Origin of the sequence: Bradyrhizobium sp. 62 (genome assembly GCF_023073035.1) — a bacterium.
Classification (GTDB): Bacteria; Pseudomonadota; Alphaproteobacteria; order Rhizobiales; family Xanthobacteraceae; genus Bradyrhizobium.
The window spans coordinates 418,237-435,488 of record NZ_JADPIT010000016.1; the positions used below are offsets into that span (position 1 = coordinate 418,237).

General features: G+C 63.4%; 14 protein-coding genes. 6 read left to right on the forward strand and 8 right to left on the reverse strand.

Annotated features, from left to right (window positions below):
• Positions 1–27 precede the first annotated feature (27 nt).
• The 3 genes from urtC to urtA form a co-directional block, all read right to left on the reverse strand.
• Complete coding sequence (urtC, locus tag IVB47_RS20960; RefSeq protein WP_247463873.1) at positions 28–1,167, reverse strand: urea ABC transporter permease subunit UrtC; 1,140 nt, start codon at positions 1,165–1,167, stop codon at positions 28–30.
• Positions 1,168–1,184: 17 nt separating this feature from the next.
• The gene (urtB, locus tag IVB47_RS20965; protein ID WP_018455942.1) at positions 1,185–2,111 is read right to left on the reverse strand and encodes an urea ABC transporter permease subunit UrtB; all 927 of its coding nucleotides are present in this window, start codon (positions 2,109–2,111) and stop codon (positions 1,185–1,187) included.
• A gap of 149 nt (positions 2,112–2,260) precedes the next feature.
• The gene (gene urtA, locus IVB47_RS20970; protein ID WP_018455941.1) at positions 2,261–3,520 is read right to left on the reverse strand and encodes an urea ABC transporter substrate-binding protein; all 1,260 of its coding nucleotides are present in this window, start codon (positions 3,518–3,520) and stop codon (positions 2,261–2,263) included.
• 173 nt (positions 3,521–3,693) lie between these two features.
• Here urtA and IVB47_RS20975 point away from each other — a divergent pair, with 173 nt between their 5' ends.
• Together IVB47_RS20975 and IVB47_RS20980 are read left to right on the forward strand one after the other, a co-directional pair.
• On the forward strand, positions 3,694–7,065 hold the full coding sequence (locus IVB47_RS20975; protein ID WP_247463875.1) for an ATP-binding protein: 3,372 nt from the start codon (positions 3,694–3,696) through the stop codon (positions 7,063–7,065).
• Entirely contained in the window at positions 7,049–7,978 is a 930-nt protein-coding gene (locus IVB47_RS20980) for a response regulator transcription factor (protein WP_247463879.1), read from the forward strand. The genes IVB47_RS20975 and IVB47_RS20980 overlap by 17 nt, the downstream gene beginning before the upstream one ends.
• 119 nt (positions 7,979–8,097) lie before the next feature.
• On the opposite strand, the gene IVB47_RS20985 is transcribed toward IVB47_RS20980, so the two are convergent.
• The gene (locus IVB47_RS20985) at positions 8,098–9,600 is read right to left on the reverse strand and encodes an NAD(P)/FAD-dependent oxidoreductase (RefSeq protein WP_247463882.1); all 1,503 of its coding nucleotides are present in this window, start codon (positions 9,598–9,600) and stop codon (positions 8,098–8,100) included.
• Between the two features lie 124 nt (positions 9,601–9,724).
• The gene (locus tag IVB47_RS20990) at positions 9,725–10,483 is read right to left on the reverse strand and encodes a trypsin-like serine protease (protein WP_247463885.1); all 759 of its coding nucleotides are present in this window, start codon (positions 10,481–10,483) and stop codon (positions 9,725–9,727) included.
• A 105-nt stretch (positions 10,484–10,588) separates the two neighbouring features.
• On the opposite strand from IVB47_RS20990, the gene IVB47_RS20995 reads away from it, so the two are divergent.
• Positions 10,589–11,224, forward strand: a complete 636-nt coding sequence (locus IVB47_RS20995) for an HAD-IA family hydrolase (protein ID WP_247463889.1) — start codon at positions 10,589–10,591, stop codon at positions 11,222–11,224.
• A gap of 41 nt (positions 11,225–11,265) precedes the next feature.
• On the opposite strand, the gene mtnA is transcribed toward IVB47_RS20995, so the two are convergent.
• The 3 genes from mtnA to IVB47_RS21010 all read right to left on the reverse strand — a co-directional run bounded on the left by mtnA (position 11,266) and on the right by IVB47_RS21010 (position 13,666).
• The gene (gene mtnA / locus IVB47_RS21000) at positions 11,266–12,375 is read right to left on the reverse strand and encodes an S-methyl-5-thioribose-1-phosphate isomerase (protein WP_247463892.1); all 1,110 of its coding nucleotides are present in this window, start codon (positions 12,373–12,375) and stop codon (positions 11,266–11,268) included.
• A gap of 18 nt (positions 12,376–12,393) precedes the next feature.
• Entirely contained in the window at positions 12,394–13,269 is an 876-nt protein-coding gene (locus tag IVB47_RS21005; RefSeq protein WP_247463895.1) for an S-methyl-5'-thioadenosine phosphorylase, read from the reverse strand.
• Between the two features lie 124 nt (positions 13,270–13,393).
• Positions 13,394–13,666 carry a phosphopantetheine-binding protein gene (locus IVB47_RS21010; protein WP_247463898.1) on the reverse strand — a complete coding sequence of 91 codons (273 nt, stop codon included), beginning with the start codon at positions 13,664–13,666 and terminating at the stop codon, positions 13,394–13,396.
• A gap of 357 nt (positions 13,667–14,023) precedes the next feature.
• On the opposite strand from IVB47_RS21010, the gene IVB47_RS21015 reads away from it, so the two are divergent.
• The 3 genes from IVB47_RS21015 (at position 14,024) to IVB47_RS21025 (ending at position 17,209) form a co-directional block, all read left to right on the forward strand.
• A complete protein-coding gene (locus IVB47_RS21015; RefSeq protein ID WP_247357526.1) occupies positions 14,024–15,241 on the forward strand; it encodes an acyl-CoA dehydrogenase family protein in 1,218 nt (405 codons plus the stop codon).
• Between the two features lie 74 nt (positions 15,242–15,315).
• Positions 15,316–16,296 (forward strand): amino acid--[acyl-carrier-protein] ligase, encoded by a 981-nt coding sequence (locus tag IVB47_RS21020; RefSeq protein WP_247463901.1) that lies wholly within the window; start codon positions 15,316–15,318, stop codon positions 16,294–16,296.
• Between the two features lie 37 nt (positions 16,297–16,333).
• Positions 16,334–17,209: a hypothetical protein gene (locus IVB47_RS21025; RefSeq protein ID WP_027566010.1), complete on the forward strand. Its 876-nt coding sequence runs from the start codon at positions 16,334–16,336 to the stop codon at positions 17,207–17,209.
• The last annotated feature ends 43 nt before the right edge of the window (positions 17,210–17,252 follow it).

Consider the following 17,252-nt stretch of genomic DNA (forward strand, 5'->3'; position numbering starts at 1 on the left):
TGATGACCGACGAGCATGATGGCCACCTCACTCTGCGGGTGCGCCGTCGGCAACCGAATTGTCGCTCCAGCCCGGCTTCTTGCGCGAGGCGAGCAGGCGGTCGATGCGCGGCTGCACATAGTCGCCCCAGAGCCCCGACAGGCCGTTCGGGAAAGCGAGCACGACCGCGATGAACAGCGCGCCGAGACCAAACAGCCAGAGTTGCGGAAAGGATTCCGACAGGCTGGTCTTGGCGAAGTTCACCAGAATGGCTCCCCATATCGCACCAAAGATCGACATCCGTCCGCCGACCGCGGTGTAGATCACCATCTCGATCGACGGCACGATGCCGACAAAGGACGGCGACATAAAACCGACATTGAGCGCGAACATGGCCCCGCCGATCGCGGCGAAAACCGCGGCCATACAGAACGCAAAGATCTTGAAGTTGGCGACGCTGTAGCCGGAGAAGCGGACGCGGTCTTCCTGTTCGCGCATAGCCACCAGGATGCGGCCGAGCTTGGTCAGGCGGATGAACTGCGCGATGCCGATGCAGGCGAACAGCAGCACCACTTCGACGAAGTACAGGATGACCTTGGCGTGGTCGGGACGGATGTCCCAACCCTTCAGGGTGCGCAGGTCGGTCATGCCGTTGATGCCGCCGGTGTAGCCCTGCTGGCCCACGATCAGGATTGTGAGGATGGCCGCCACCGCCTGGGTGATAATGGCAAAGTAGGTGCCGCCGACGCGGCGCTTGAACATCGCAGTGCCGATGATCAGCGCGAAGATGCCGGGGACCAGGATGATGGCGAGGATGGTGAAGGCGAGACTGTGAAACGGCTGCCAGAACAGTGGCAGTGACGTGATCTGATTCCAGTCCATGAAGTCCGGGATGCCTGGCGTCGATTGGATCTTGGTATTCTCGACGCTGGAGGCCTCCAGCTTGAGGAACATCGCCATGCAATAGCCGCCGAGGCCGAAGAACACGCCCTGCCCCAGACTGAGAATGCCGCCGTAGCCCCAGCACAGCACGAGACCGAGCGCGACGAAGGCGTAGGTCAGATATTTCGCGACGAGGTTGAGACGGAACACATCCAGCGAGAGCGGCAGGATCACGAACAGCACAGCGGCCAGCACGAGGAAGCCCATGAGCTCGGATCGATTGAAGAAGCGTGAGTTGATGACCATGACTTGCCTGCTTCTTGTTATTTGCGGACCTTGAGGGCGAAGAGACCCTGCGGCCGCAGCATCAGGATTCCGACAACGGCAAGCAGCGTCAGCACCTTGGCCATCGAGCCCGACAGGAAGAACTCGAGGGTGGATTGGGTCTGCGAGATCGAGAAGGCCGATGCGATGGTGCCGAGCAGGCTTGCCGCGCCGCCGAACACGACCACGAGGAACGTATCGACGATGTAGAGCTGTCCGGAGGTCGGCCCGGTCGAGCCGATCATCGTGAAGGCGCTCCCGGCGACACCGGCAATGCCGCAGCCGAGGCCGAAAGTGTAGCGATCCACCTTTTCGGTGTTGATGCCGACGGCTCCGGCCATGATGCGGTTCTGCACGACGGCGCGCACCTGCCGGCCCCAGCGCGATTTGTACATTACGTAGGCGACGCCCACGGTGATCAGGACGGTGAGGCACATCACGAAGACGCCGTTGATCGGCACTTCGATGCTGTCGGTCACGTGCAACGAGCCAAGCATCCATTGCGGCAGCTCGACGCCGACCTCGCGCGCGCCGAACACGGAACGATAGGCCTGTTGCAGGATCAGGCTGAGGCCCCAGGTCGCAAGCAGCGTGTCGAGCGGGCGCTTGTAGAGGTGCCGTATCAGCACCCATTCCACCAGCATCCCCAACGCACCGGATGCGACAAAGGCCAGGATCATCGCGAGGAAGAAGTAGCCGCTGAACAGGCTCGGCAAATAGGACTGGAAGAAGCTCGAGGTCATCCAGGTGACGTAGGCCCCAAGGATCATGAACTCGCCATGGGCCATGTTGATGACGCCCATCTGGCCGAAGATGATCGCAAGTCCCAGCGCCATCAGGACGTAGACGGAGAACAGGATCAGTCCTGCAAAGCCTTGCATGACGAAGATGGAGCCAAGGTCACCAAGCGAGTAGTCGCCGAACATCGATGTCCTCCGTCGGGAAAGGGTCCCGCGTCGCGAGCAGGTTCGCGACGCGGGGGTCTTGGGCGTGGATTTGCGGTCCACGCCAGGGAGAGGTTTTGTCTGAAAGGGAAACGGCGACGAACGCCGTGACTGACTGATAGGCTCTCGTCTTACTGGTAGCCCTTGGGGAACGGATCCGGCTCGACCAGATCAGCGGTCTCGTAGATCAGTTCGAACTGGCCATCGAGCTTGGCGCGTCCCACCCGGGTCTTCGACCAGAGGTGATGATTTTCGTGGATGCGCACATAGCCTTCCGGAGCGCCCTTGAACTCGATGCCTGGCGATGCCGCCGCGATCTTGTCGATGTCGAAGGAGCCCGCCTTCTCCACCGTCAACTTCCACAGCCACGGGCCGAGATAGGCAGCCTGGGTGACGTCTCCGATCACGGTCTTCTCGCCCCACATTTTCTTGAACGCCGGGACGAAGGTCTTGTTGTTCGGATTGTCGAGCGACTGGAAGTACTTCATGCAGGCATAGGCACCCGCGATGTTCTCGCCGCCGATGCCGTCGATCTCGTCTTCCGTCACCGAGATCGTCAGCAGCGCCTGCTTGGAGAGATCAATACCGGCCGCCTTGAGCTGCTTGTAGAACGCGACGTTCGAACCGCCGACCACGTCGGTGAAGATCACGTCTGGCTTGGTCAGCTTGATCTTGTTGATGACCGAATTGAACTGGGTGTTGCCGAGCGGATAATATTCTTCGCCGACGACCTTGCCCTTCAGCACGTTCTCGACATGCTTGCGCGCGATCTTGTTCGAGGTGCGCGGCCAGATGTAGTCGGAGCCGATGAAGAAGAACGACTTCGCACCCTTCTCCTTGGCGATCCAGTTCAGGCCGGCGAGGATCTGCTGAGTGGCTTCCTGGCCGGTATAGATCACGTTCTTGGACTGCTCGAGACCTTCGTAGAAGGTCGGGTAGTAGAGCATGCCGTTGTACTGCTCCATGACGGGCAGCACGGCCTTTCGGGACGCCGAGGTCCAGCAGCCCATGATCGCCGCGACCTTGTCGTTGACGAGCAGCTTTTTGGCCTTTTCGGCAAAGGTCGGCCAGTCGCTGGCGCCGTCTTCCTGGATGAACTTGATCTTGCGCCCCAGCACGCCGCCCATGGCATTGATCTGCTCGATGGCGAGCTTTTCGGCCTCGATCGAGCCGGTCTCGGAGATCGCCATGGTGCCGGTCGCCGAATGCAGGATGCCGACCGTAACCTCGGTGTCGGTAACCGCGAGGCCCGTGGTATTGACCGCCGAGGTCGCCGGGGCCTGCGCAAAAGATGCTCGCGGCAGCATGGTGATGGCCGGCACGGCCGCCATTCCCATCAATAATTTGCGCCGGAGCGGCGATAACAGGCCCTTGTTCGCTTCGTCTGACATGAGCACCCCACTGTTGTTCGAGGACACGCGATTGGTGCCGTGAGGATGGCTCGAATTTGTGCACTGCAAGCATACGCAAGATCGCGTATACTGCACCGCAAAATGACGACGTAGGCTTTTGGTACGGGTTTTGCGAGGGGTCCGGCGCGTTCGGGAGTAGGAGTGGGGCTGAAGTGGCAGGGCGGCAGCGAATAGATCGCGTCAGGCGCCAGTACAACCAATGGGTCGCCAACCAGACGCTGGAAGACTACGCGCTGCGCTTCACCGCCAAGAGCGCGCGCCGGTGGTCCGCCGCCCGCGTCGCCAACACTGCACTGGGCGCCATCTCCTTTCTCGCGCTGGAGGCGATCGGCGGCACCATCACCCTGAACTACGGCGTTACCAACGCCACCGCCGCGATCCTCGTCGTCTCCACCATCATCTTCTGCTGCGGCGTCCCGATTGCCTATTATGCCGCCAAATGCGGCATCGACATTGACCTGCTTACCCGCGGCGCCGGCTTTGGCTATATCGGCTCGACCGTCACCTCGCTGATCTACGCCTCCTTCACCTTCATCTTCTTCGCCATCGAAGCGGTAATCCTGGCGACCGCGCTCGAGATGTGCTTCGGCATTCCGCGCCCGATCGGGTACCTCATCAGCGCGGTCGCGATCATCCCGCTTGTCACCTACGGCATCACGCTGATCAGCCGGTTCCAGCTCTGGACGCAGCCGATCTGGATCATCCTGCACATCCTGCCCTTCGCGGCGATCGCCTGGGCCAACCCTTACTCGTTCACGGAGTGGCGCAAATTCGCCGGCGAGCACGGCGACCCCAGCGGACATTTCGATCTGCTGCTGTTTGGTGTCGCATCCTCCGTGGTGTTTTCGCTGGTGGCCCAGATCGGCGAGCAGGTCGATTTCCTCAGGTTTCTGCCGCGCGACCGCCGCACGTCGCGAACGTCGTGGTGGGCCGCCCTTCTGATCGCCGGCCCCGGCTGGATCATCTTCGGCGCGCTGAAACTGCTGCTGGGCTCGTTTCTCGCCTTCTTCGCGCTGAGCCACGGCCTCTCCAGCGAGCTGGCGGCCGAGCCTGCGCACATGTATCTCGAAGCGTTTCGCTACGTGCTGTCGCAGCCGGACATGGCCTTGGCACTCACCGGCGCGTTCGTGATCCTGTCGCAGCTCAAGATCAACGTCACCAACGCGTATGCCGGCTCGATCGCCTGGTCGAACTTCTTCTCGCGTCTGACGCATAGCCATCCCGGCCGGGTCGTCTGGCTGGTGTTCAACGTGATGGTGGCGCTGCTGCTGATGGAGATCGGCGTCTACAAGGCGCTGGAGCAGACGCTCGCGCTCTACTCCAATGTCGCGATCGCCTGGGTTGGCGCGCTGGTGTCCGATCTCGTGGTCAACAAGCCGCTCGGCCTGCGCCCACCGCAGATGGAGTTCAAGCGCGCCCATCTCTACGATATCAACCCGGTCGGCGTCGGCGCGATGACGATCGCGACCATCGTCTCGATCGCGGCATTCTACGGCCTGTTCGGCTCGACCATGAAAGCGCTCGCGGCCTTCGTCGCACTGACGGTCGCCTTCGTCACCGCGCCCGTCATCGCCTGGCTCACCGACGGAAAATACTACATCGCGCGCAAGCCGAAGAGGAGCTGGGCCAATATCGAATCGATCCAGTGCTGTATCTGCGAGCACCATTTCGAGCCGGAGGACATGACCTCCTGTCCTGCCTATGCCGGCCCGATCTGCTCGCTATGCTGCTCGCTCGACGCGCGCTGCCACGATTTGTGCAAACCGCATGCGCGCGCGCAGGTGCAGTTCGCCGACGCGCTCGCCAGGATCTTGCCGCAGGCGATCTATCAGCGGATCAACTCGCAGTTCGGCCATTACATCGGTGTGTTCGTGGTCTCCGCGGGCCTCGTCGCGCTGGTACTGGGGCTGATCTACCTCCAGACCTCGGTCAGCGTGCCCGGCGAGAACATGCTCGTCTCCAACGTGCTCTGGAAGGTGTTCTTCTCGCTCAGCATCATCATCGGCGTGGTCGCCTGGCTGTTCGTGCTGGCGCAGCAGAGCCGACGGGCCGCCGAGGCCGAGACCCGGCGCCAGACCACGCTGCTGATCCAGGAGATCGACGCGCACAAGCGCACCGACGCCGAGCTCCAGCGCGCCAAGGAAATCGCCGAATCCGCCAACCTCGCCAAGAGCCGCTACGTGGTGGGCCTGAGCCACGAGCTGCGCTCGCCGCTCAATGCGATCAGCGGCTATGCCCAACTCCTGGAGCAGGACACCACGCTCAACACCAAGCCGCGCGACCAGGTCCGCGTCGTCCGACGCAGCGCCGACCACCTCTCCGGCCTGATCGACGGCATTCTGGACATCTCCAAGATCGAGGCGGGGCGGCTGTACCTGTCGCGCGACGAGGTGCGCCTGACCGAGTTCCTCGACCAGCTCGTCGGCATGTTCCGCCTTCAGGCCGCCGCCAAGAGCATCGACTTCGTGTTCAGGCGGCCGGCGCATTTGCCGGTCGTGGTCTATGCCGACGAGAAGCGGCTGCGCCAGGTGCTGATCAATCTGCTGTCCAACGCGATCAAATTCACCCAGACCGGCAGCGTCCATTTCGTGGTGCACTATCGCAGCCCGGTCGCGGAATTCGAGGTGATCGACACCGGCCCCGGCGTCCAGGGCGACGATCTCGAACGCATCTTCGCACCCTTTGAACGCGGTGCGCTCGGTGTCTCGCAGCCGCAGACCGGCACCGGGCTGGGCCTGACCATCAGCCGGCTGCTCGCCGGCGTCATGGGCGGCGACATCAAGGTCTCGAGCACGGTCGGCAGCGGCAGCACGTTCAAGGTCAAGATGCTGCTATCGGAAGTCACCAATCCGCAGCGTATTGCGCCGGTGGAGGCCCCGATCTCAGGCTATCACGGCGCGCGCAAGACCATCCTCATCACCGACGACGATCCCGTGCATCGCGACCTCCTGCGCGAGGTGTTGACACCACTCGGCTTCATCCTGCTCAGCGCTCCCGACGGACCCGGCTGCCTGGCGCTGGCCCAGCACTGCCGGCCCGATCTGTTCCTGCTCGACATTTCCATGCCGGGCATGGATGGCTGGACGGTCGCGGAGACGCTACGCGCCAACGGCCACCATCAGGCGCGCATCCTGATGGTGTCGGCCAGCGCGCTCGAGGCCCACGGCACACCGCTGGCGCAGCCCTTCCACGATGGCTATCTGATGAAGCCGATCGACATTCCCAGGCTTTTGGAAGGCATCCGCCAGCTTCTCAAGGTCGAATGGCAATACGGCTCGGAGGAGATCGCGGTGCCGCTCTGGCGGGCGGAGAGCGGCTCGCGGCCACCTGCACGACACATCGAGGCGCTGATCGGGCTTGGTCAGATCGGCTACGTCAAGGCTATCCAGTTGAAGCTGGACGAGATCGGCAGCGAGCACCCTGAACATGCCGACTTCGTCGCGGAAATGCGGTCGCTGATCGACCGCTTCGATCTCGACCAGTACATGGCCACATTGAAGACGTTGCATGCGTATGAGCACTGAGTCGAAAAAGCGCGACGTCGCGCTCGTTGTCGACGACTCCCCGGAGACGCTGCGGCTGCTTACCGACGCGCTCGACAGCGCAGGGATGACGGTGATGGTGGCGCTCGACGGCGCAGCCGCGATGCGCATCGTCGACCAGATCACGCCTGACATCGTGCTGCTCGACGCGGTGATGCCGGGCATGGACGGGTTCGAGACCTGCCGCCGCCTCAAGCGTGATGCGGGCCTTGCCAATGTCCCGGTGATCTTCATGACGGGGCTCGCCGAGACCGAGCACATCGTGCGCGGGCTGGAGGCCGGCGGCGTCGACTACGTGACCAAGCCGATCGTGATCGAGGAGATGCTGGCGCGCATCCGCGTTCATCTCGGCAACGCGCGGATGACGCAGAGCGCGCGCGCCGCGCTCGACGTCTCCGGCCGATTCTTGTTCGCGGTCAACCGCCAGGGCAAATTGTTGTGGGCGACCCCGCAGGCGCAGAAGCTGCTGGCAGACCACCACGGCGCGCAGGCCGAGGACGACTTCGTCCTGCCGGTACCATTGCTGCAATGGCTGGAGCAGGCGAAGGGCAAGGGCAGCTCGAAGTCTCAGGCGGCTTCCTTGCCCGACAGTCCTCAGCTCCGCCTGTACTACATGGGCGAGACCGCGCCGAACGAGTTCCTGCTGCGACTCTCCCGGGAGTCCGGCACCGCGCCGCCACCCGAATTCACCAGCGAGCTTGGCCTCACCACCCGCGAAGGCGAGGTGCTGGCCTGGCTCAGCAAGGGCAAGACCAACCGCGACATCGCGCAGATTTTGGGCTTGAGCCCGCGCACGGTCGACAAGCATCTCGAGCAGATCTACTCCAAGCTCGGCGTCGAGAACCGGACGGCGGCTGCGGCGATTGCGACGAATGCGACAAGAAGGAATTCGTAGTTTTGCTGCGAACGAATTGGGACACTCCTCGCCCAACAAAAGATGTCGTCCCGGCCTAGTGCGCAATTGCGCACGAGGCCGGGACGACATTGCAATGCTTGGTTAGCGCCTAGCGGCCCTCACCCGTACACAAACTCCCCGCCATCCAGATCCGTCTTCGGGATCTCGTCCTTTTCGGTCCAGTAGTCCTGGCTGTGCTGCCATTCCGGCTTGTCGCCGCGCTTGGGCAGCAGGTCCATGTTGCGCATCATGTAGCCAGGATTGAAGTTTTCCGGATCGATCCAGGGCAGGATCGGCATGTTGTGGTCTTCGGCGCGCAAGCTCACCTCGACCTTCTTCTTCCCTTTGGCCTTCATGTGACCGAGCAGACGGCAGACGAAGTCGGCGACGAGGTCGACGCGCAGCGTCCAGCTGGCGCGGAAATAGCCGAACACCCAGACCATGTTCGGCACGCCCGTGAACATCATGCCGCGATAGGTGACGGTGTCGCCGAAGGCGAGCGGCTTGCCGTCGACCTCGAAGGCGATGTCGCCGAGCGCCGCGAGATTGAAGCCGGTTGCGGTGACGATGATGTCGGCTTCGAGCAGCTTGCCGGATTTGAGCTGGATACCGTTCTCGACGAAACATTCGATGTCGTCGGTGACGACGGACGCCTTGCCGCTGGCGATGCCCTTGAACAGATCGGCATCGGGCACGAAGGCGATGCGCTGCCGCCATGGCCGGTAGCTCGGCGTGAAATGGGTGTCGACATCGTACTCCGGACCGAGCACCGCGCTGATCTGGCCGATCAGCTCCTTTTTCACCTGCTCGGGTTTTGACAAGCAAAGCTTGGTGAACGCATCCTGCTCGAACAGGATCTTTCGCCGGACAATCTCGTGGATCCAGGCCTCGTCGACCTGCAGCCGGCGCAGCTCCTCCGCGATCTCGATGGCGTTGCGGCCGAGACGGAAATAGGTCGGCGAACGCTGCAGCATCGTGACATGCGCGCATTTGTCGGCAATGTTCGGCACCAGCGTCGCCGCCGTCGCGCCGGAGCCGATCACGACGACCTTCTTGTTCGCGAGGTCGATATCATCAGGCCAGGTCTGCGGATGAACGATGCGGCCCTTGAAGCGATCGGTACCTTTCCATTCCGGCGTATAGCCTTCCGAATGGCGGTAGTAGCCCTGGCACATCCAGAGGAAGTTCGCCGTGAAAGTTTTTGGCTCGCCGGTGTCGGTCGTCACCGCCTCGATGGTCCAGAGGTTTTGCTCGCTCGACCAGCTCGCCGAATTGATCCTGTGCTTGTAGCGGATATGCCGCGCGATATCGTTTTCGTCGATCACCTCGTTCATGTAGGCGAGGATTTCCTCGGCGGTCGCGATCGGCGGCCCGACCCAGGGCTTGAAGCTATACCCGAAGGTGTGGAGGTCGCTGTCCGAACGAATTCCGGGATAGCGATGAGTGGTCCATGTGCCACCGAACGTCTCCTGCGTTTCCAGGATGACGAAGCTCGCATCCGGAAGCTGCTTGGTCATGTGATAGGCGCTGCCGATGCCCGAGATACCGGCGCCGACGATCAGCACGTCGAAATGTTCAGAAGCCTGTTTGGCCGTGGCGTGACTGCGAACAGCGACATTCATTGTTGCTTCTATGCCTTGCTTGTTTTTGTGGCCGCCCTTGATTGGGCGGCGCGTTTCTCCACGACGGACGTGGTCGCCCAGCGCGCTTCCGCTTCAAGATGACATAGATCAGGACGCGGTCAAATCACAGCGTCGCGCCCCAGCTCCGCGCGGTCTGCAAGATCCAGTCGCGATAGAGCGTGAGCGGCGTGACCCCCGTCAGCCCGCCGCAGCCGGCGGCTCCGTTCGGCCCCGTGGACCAGCTGATCACGCCGACGAGCACGGCTCCGGCCGGCTTGTCCTCGAACACGGGACCGCCGGAATCACCGGTGCAGGCGCCAATTCCGTCGCGAACACCGTTGGTTACGGGGTCGACCAACCGGATCTGGAGCGTGCCGGGCTGCCCCGTCGCAACGAGACCGGCAACACGCGTCGCGCCGCCACTCTTGCCGTCGCCACGCACGGTGACGCCGATACCGGCGATGACGAAGCGGCTGCCGACCTGGATCGGGATATTCGGCGCACCGACCGGTACCGTCGATTTTCCCTTCAATGGAATTTCCAGCTGCAGCAGCGCCAGGTCGGCGGTAGCGCGATGCGCTTGCATCGCCTGCATGTTGAAACTCGGATGGATCGCGACGGTGCGGACATTCAGCAGTTGCGGCTGCCCGTCGGCGCCGCGGTCGACGATCTTGTAGTCCGCGCCGGGCTGCACGCAGTGGGCGACGGTAAGTACCAGCCTTGGCGCAACCAGGGTGCCGGTACAAAAATTGCCGCGCGAGCCAACGATGGTGACGACGGCGCGCGCGACGCCATCGGCCTGCGGCGTGCCGCCGCCAACGATGGCATAAGCGGGCGTGGCCAGCAGCAGCGCGGCTGTAATGATCGTTGCAAGCTTTTTCATGGGAACATGCTTCGGCATCGGTGACGGCGGCGGGATGGCTTCGGACTGGCCCTTGCCGATAGCGCATGCTAGCGCTCTTGGAAAGGAATTGACGAGGGCGGGATCTTGACGATCGAGGCTGTGATCTTTGATTTTGGCGGCGTGCTGACGAGTTCGCCGTTCGAGGCGTTCACGCGGTTCGAGACAGAGCGTGGCCTGCCCATCGACATCATCCGGCGCACCAATGCCGCCAATCATCTGGAAAATGCCTGGGCCAAGTTCGAGCGCGCCGAGGTCGATATCGACACGTTCGACGAGCTGTTCGCAACGGAGTCGCTGGCGCTCGGCGCGGAGGTGCGCGGCCGCGATGTGCTCCCGCTGCTTCAGGGCGATCTGCGCCCCGAGATGGTGGAAGCGCTGAAGCGCATCAAGGCGCAATTCAAGACCGGCTGCATTACCAACAATCTGCCGGCCAATGCGATCGGCAGCATGACCGGCCGCTCACTCTATGTCGCCGAGGTGATGGTGCTGTTCGACCATGTCATCGAGTCCGCCAAGATCGGCCTGCGCAAGCCCGACCCGCGCATTTATCAGCTGATGGTCGAGACACTGAAGGTTGATCCGAAGAATTGCGTCTATCTCGACGATCTCGGCGTCAATCTGAAGCCGGCCCGCGAGATGGGCATGACGACGGTCAAGGTCACCAGCGGCGCCCAGGCGATCGCCGAGCTCGAGGCCGCGACGGGATTGAAGCTGAGCTAGAGCGTCATTCTCCGTCATTGCGAGCTATCGCCGAACCAGACCTACTCCGCCGCGGCTGCGATCCGCTCCGGAAACGCCGCGGCAAGTGACGCGCGATTGGCTTTCAACACGCCTCGCTCGGTGATGAGGCCGGTGACGAGCCGCGCCGGGGTGACGTCGAAGGCATAATTCGCGACCGGCGAGCCCTCCGGCACGATGCGTACCGTCTCAAGCCTTCCGTCTGCGGTGCGGCCGGTCATGTCGGTGACTTCCGTGCCGCTGCGCTGCTCGATCGGGATGTCGCGGACGCCGTCATCAACGGCAAAATCGATCGTCGGCGACGGCAGCGCGACATAGAACGGCACGTTGTTGTCGTGAGCGGCGAGCGCCTTCAAATATGTGCCGATCTTGTTGCAGACGTCGCCATTGGCGGCAACGCGATCGGTGCCGACGATGGCGAGATCGACCATGCCGTGCTGCATCAGATGCCCGCCGGTGTTGTCCGGAATCACGGTATGCGCCACGCCGTGATGGCCGAGCTCCCAGGCCGTGAGCGAGGCGCCCTGGTTGCGCGGGCGCGTCTCATCGACCCAGACATGGACCTTGATGCCGCGCTCATGCGCGAGATAGATCGGCGCCGTCGCCGTGCCCCAGTCGACCGTCGCAAGCCAGCCGGCATTGCAATGGGTCAGCACATTGACCGTCTCGCCCGGCTTCTTCCTTGCGACGATCGCCTCGATGAGTTTCAGGCCGTTGCCGGCGATGCCGCGGTTGATCTCGACGTCCTGCTCGACGATCTCGTCGGCGCGCGCATAGGCAGCTTCGGCCCGCTCCAGCGGATCGATCGGCGCGAGGCTCGCGCGCATCTCGTCCAGGGCCCATTTCAGATTGATCGCCGTCGGCCGCGCCACCACGAGCGTGTCGTAGGCACGCTTCAGGCCGGCGTCGGAGGCGTCCTCGCGCATCGCCAGCGCCATGCCGTAGGCTGCGGTCGCGCCGATCAGCGGCGCACCGCGCACCAGCATCTCGCGGATGGCGAGGGCCGCGTCCTCGCATGAGGTCAGCTTCGCAACGATGAACTCGTGCGGCAGCCGGCGCTGGTCGATCGCTCCGACCGACCAGCCGTCGCGCTCGCGCCAGATGCTACGGAAATGCTTGCCGTCGACCTTCATGGCATTCTGCCTTTCGTATCACGTCCGCAAAATGCGCCCGGCCACCGCATCGAGCTTCTTCAGGAGCTCGGGATCGCGCGCCTCGGGCGCAGTGATCAGCGCGGCATCGAGCGCGCGGTCCGAGCCGATCGGGCACGGCTCATGCTCGCGCGGGAAGTCTTTCGCCAGCCGCGCCACCAGCGCTTTTGCCTTGTCGGCGTTCGAGCTCAGAACGCGGATGATGTCCTGCACGGTGACGGCGTCGTGATCGGGATGCCAGCAATCGAAATCCGTCACCATCGCGACGGTGGCGTAGCAAAGCTCGGCCTCACGCGCGAGTTTCGCCTCGGGCATGTTGGTCATGCCGATCACGGAATAACCAAGCGTCTTGTAGGTCGTGCTTTCCGCATAGGTCGAGAATTGCGGTCCCTCCATGCAGACATAGGTGCCGCCGCGCGCAAACGCGATGCCCTCGGCTTCGGCCGCCGTGGCAAGATGGATGCGCAGCCGCGGCGAGACCGGGTGCGCCATCGACACATGCGCGACGCATCCCCTCCCGAAGAACGAGCTCTCGCGTTTGTGGGTGCGATCGACGAACTGGTCGACGAGAACGAAGGTTCCCGGCGGCAGTTCCTCCTTGAACGAGCCACAGGCCGACAGCGAGATCAGGTCGGTGACCCCGGCGCGCTTGAGGACGTCGATATTGGCGCGATAATTGATGTCGGAGGGCGACAGCCGGTGGCCCTTGTCGTGGCGCGGCAGGAACACGATCGGCAAGCCGGCAATGGAGCCGCGCCGCAGCGGCGCCGACGGCTCACCCCAGGGGCTTTTGATCACCTCTTCGCGAGCGTCCTCCAGCCCCGGCAGATCGTAGATGCCGGAGCCGCCGATGATGCCCAATACCGCCTGCGTCATACCTGCTCCACCCCGTTCGCGCCTTCGCAATCCCGTGGGGAAGCTATGCCAGTTTTACGTCGGTTTTGGAACGGGTGATGGGGTCAGGAAGTGCCGTCAGGAGGATGCGCGCCAGCGCGCCTGATTATGCCGCGGCCGCCGACTGCAGCTGGGTCGCGACCATACGCTCCAGCGTCTCGACCGACTGGAAGTTCTCCGGTGTGATCTCGGACTGGGGAATCGTGAAGTTGAACTCGGCTTCGACGCCGAGCATCAGATTGACCATGTCCATCGAGGTCAGGCCGACGTCGACGAGCTTGGCCTGCGGCGTGACCTCGGCGGAGAGCGAGTTCTGGGCGAGGATGCCCTTCACCAGCTTGATGATGCGATTGCGCAACTCGGTATCGAAAGCCTGCATCGGTAAATTCCCATCTGTCGACAAAGGTCGGACTGGTTGCCGGCTACGATGGGCACGGCGGGCCGATCCCGCAATGGACACCACCATTACTTCGCGTTTCTTAGTAAACGATGACTCAGATTGTCTGGATTTCCGGCTTCTTACAGATCCCTAACGCGATCGCGGGAATCCGGACGATGCAAACAACCCGAACTTAACTGTTCGTTCGGAATTGGGCTTTGTTTACCCTCTATTTCATCGACGAATTTGAATTAAATCCGTAGCCTCATCTCATAAGCAAAGATGGTCGAAGGATCGCTCAAGCGGCATCGCGAATGATGCCGGCGATCCTGAACGGCAAACCGGAGGCGGACTAGTATGAACGTGCGTGAAGCAGTCCTCACTGTCGACGAGACGCAGACGAGCTTTCTCGAGCATGGTCCCTCCCTCGTCGAACGCGCCGCCCGGACCGCCACCGTGGCGGCAGCCGACGCCGACGGGGTCGATCGCGATGCCCGCTTCCCTCACAAGGCTTTCGAGGTTGCGCGTGAGCAGAAGCTGCTCGGCGTCATGATCCCGGCCGAGTTCGGCGGCTTCGGTGCCTCGATCCACGACGTCACCGACGTCTGCTACACGCTCGGACGCGCCTGCGCCTCCACGGCGATGATCTACGCCATGCACACGACAAAGGTCGCCTGCGTCGTCAGGCACGGCCACGGCATCCCCTGGATGGAAACCATGATGCGCCGGGTCGCGCGCGACCAGTGGCTGCTCGCCTCCTCCACCACCGAAGGCCAGAACGGCGGAAACATCCGCGCTAGCGCCGCCGCCGTCGACGTCGTCGGCGACACCGTCTCGCTGCTGCGCGACGCCACAGTGATCTCCTACGGCGCCGAGGCCGACGGCCTCGTAACCATCGCCCGCCGCGCCACCGACGCTTCTGCGTCCGACCAGGTTCTTCTGGCGCTCGCCAGGGACGACTATTCGCTGAAGCGGACGCTGGGCTGGGAAACGCTCGGCATGCGCGGCACCTGCTCGACCGGTTTCGAGCTGAAGGTCGACTGCCCGACCGACCGCGTCTTCCCGGAATCCTACGACAAGATCCACGCTCAGACCATGACGCCGTTCGCGCATCTGTGCTGGTCCTCGGCCTGGGCTGGTATTGCTGCAGCCGCCGTTACCCGTGCGCAGGCCTTCGTCCGCAAGGCGGCCCGCACCTCAGGCGGCCAGATGCCCCCGGCGGCCGCGCACTTCACCGCCGCCAAGATGTCGCTGGCCAAGCTGCGGGCGCTGATATCAGCCAATATCGACGCCTTTGCTCGCGCCGAGCACGACGAACGCGCGCTCGGCTCGCTCGACTTCCAGTCTTCGATCACGCTTCTGAAGGTGCAGGCCTCGGAGCTCGCGGTCGAGACCGTGATGCATGCGATGCGCACCGCAGGCCTTTCCGGCTACCGCAATGACGGTGAGTTCACCATGGGCCGCCACCTGCGCGACGTGCTGTCGTCGCCGATCATGATCAACAACGACCGCATTCTGGCCAACGCCGCAACATCGACCCTGATGAGCGGCGTGCCATTGAGCCTTCACGACTGACGTCCTTTTCCTAACTGACGCGCCTTGGCGACCAAACCAACAAGAACAATTTTGAGATAGCAGGACATCGAATCATGAACATTGCCGTCCTCCCCAATTCGCCCGAGACCGCCCCGCAAATCGCGGATCCGCTCGATCATCTCGCCGACAAGCTCTTTCATCCGATGGGCTCGGACGGCGTCTACGCCCGCACCGCGCTTTATGAGGGCATCGTCGAGCGGCTCGCCGCACTCATTACGAGCCATCGCGAGGCGGGCACCGAAGTGATGCGCTTCCCGCCGGTGATGAGCCGTTCACAGCTCGAGAAGTCCGGCTATCTCAAGAGCTTTCCGAACCTGCTCGGTTGCGTCTGCGGCCTGCACGGCACCGAGCGCGAGATCAACGCCGCGGTCAGCCGCTTCGATGCCGGCGGTGACTGGACCAGCTCGCTCTCGCCGGCAGACCTCGTGCTGTCGCCGGCGGCCTGCTATCCCGTCTATCCGATCGCGGCGAGCCGCGGCCAGTTGCCGAAGGGCGGCCTGCGCTTCGACGTCGCCGCCGACTGCTTCCGCCGCGAGCCGTCAAAACATCTCGACCGGCTGCAATCGTTCCGGATGCGGGAATATGTCTGCATCGGCAGCCCCGACGACGTCGCCGATTTCCGCGAGCGCTGGATGGTGCGCGCGCAGGCGATTGCGACCGATCTCGGTCTCACCTTCCGCGTCGATTATGCCAGCGATCCGTTCTTCGGCCGCGTCGGTCAGATGAAGGCGGTGAGCCAAAAGCAGCAGCAGCTCAAGTTCGAACTGCTGATCCCGCTGCGCTCGGAAGAGCAGCCGACGGCCTGCATGAGCTTCAATTATCACCGCGAGCATTTCGGCACGACCTGGGACATTAAGGACGCCAATGGCGAGCCGGCCCACACCGGCTGCGTCGCCTTCGGCATGGACCGCCTGGCTGTCGCCATGTTCCACACCCACGGCACCGACCCTTCCGCCTGGCCCGCCAAGGTGCGGGAGATCATGTGCCTGCAGCCGCAGATCGCGGCCGATGCCCACGGCGAAGGCTGGCGCTAACGGGAAGAGGCCGGCCATTTCCACGGGAAAGACGAGCGTGATCCATACCAAGGTCCGATGCCGCGAGATCACCGAGTCCGACGTCGATGCGGTCGCGGACTTGCTGACGCGCGGCTTCGTCGGCCGCTCGCGCGGCTACTGGATCCAGGGCCTGCGCCGGCAGGCCTTCAGGCCCGTACCGGAAGGCTATCCGCGCTTCGGCTACATGCTCGACAATGACGGCACGCCGGTCGGCGTGCTGCTGCTGATCTACACGGCGCGGAGGGACGGCGATGAGACCGCCATCCAGTGCAATTTGTCGAGCTGGTACGTCGATCCGGCCTACCGCAACTACGCCCCGCTCCTGACCAAGATCGCGCAGCGCCACAAGGACGTCACCTATCTCAACATCAGCCCGGCGCCGTGGACCTGGCCGATCATCGAGACGCAGGGCTTTCGCGCCTATTGCCGTGGCATCTTCTTCTCGGTGCCAGCGCTGGCGCGCGTCCCACGCTGGAGCAAGATCGAGGTCATCTCGCAGCACGCCAAGACGATCGACGGGCTTTCCGATGCCGAGACCGATCTCTTGACGCGGCATGCGCGCTACAATTGCCTCAGCCTCGTCTGCCGCACGCCGAAGGGAACGTTCCCCTTCATCCTGCAACCGGTGCGCATCCGCCGTGGCATCATTGCGCCGCCCGCGATGAAGCTGATCTACTGCCGCAACGCGGCCGAATACACCGAATGCGCAGGCCGCATCGGCCGGCTGCTGCTGCGGCTCGGCAAGATCGCGGTCGCCGTCGATTCCAACGGCCCGGTTTCCGGCCTCGTCGGCATCTACACCGAGCGTCGCGGCCGCAAATATTTCAAGGGCCCACACCGGCCGCAGCTCGCCGATCTCACGGATACGGAACTCGTGCTGTACGGGCCGTAGGCCCCGTTTGGGCCGGACATTCGATGTCATCCGGGCCTAACGC

What these genes read in the sequence shown, in the direction of transcription:
- urtC (WP_247463873.1), bottom strand. Translation starts at nt 1,167, where the DNA reads ATGGTCATCAACTCACGCTTCTTCAATCGATCCGAGCTCATGGGCTTC.
- urtB (WP_018455942.1), bottom strand. Translation starts at nt 2,111, where the DNA reads ATGTTCGGCGACTACTCGCTTGGTGACCTTGGCTCCATCTTCGTCATG.
- urtA (WP_018455941.1), bottom strand. Translation starts at nt 3,520, where the DNA reads ATGTCAGACGAAGCGAACAAGGGCCTGTTATCGCCGCTCCGGCGCAAA.
- IVB47_RS20980 (WP_247463879.1), top strand. Translation starts at nt 7,049, where the DNA reads ATGCGTATGAGCACTGAGTCGAAAAAGCGCGACGTCGCGCTCGTTGTC.
- IVB47_RS20985 (WP_247463882.1), bottom strand. Translation starts at nt 9,600, where the DNA reads ATGAATGTCGCTGTTCGCAGTCACGCCACGGCCAAACAGGCTTCTGAA.
- IVB47_RS20990 (WP_247463885.1), bottom strand. Translation starts at nt 10,483, where the DNA reads ATGAAAAAGCTTGCAACGATCATTACAGCCGCGCTGCTGCTGGCCACG.
- mtnA (WP_247463892.1), bottom strand. Translation starts at nt 12,375, where the DNA reads ATGAAGGTCGACGGCAAGCATTTCCGTAGCATCTGGCGCGAGCGCGAC.
- IVB47_RS21005 (WP_247463895.1), bottom strand. Translation starts at nt 13,269, where the DNA reads ATGACGCAGGCGGTATTGGGCATCATCGGCGGCTCCGGCATCTACGAT.
- IVB47_RS21010 (WP_247463898.1), bottom strand. Translation starts at nt 13,666, where the DNA reads ATGCAGGCTTTCGATACCGAGTTGCGCAATCGCATCATCAAGCTGGTG.
- IVB47_RS21015 (WP_247357526.1), top strand. Translation starts at nt 14,024, where the DNA reads ATGAACGTGCGTGAAGCAGTCCTCACTGTCGACGAGACGCAGACGAGC.
- IVB47_RS21020 (WP_247463901.1), top strand. Translation starts at nt 15,316, where the DNA reads ATGAACATTGCCGTCCTCCCCAATTCGCCCGAGACCGCCCCGCAAATC.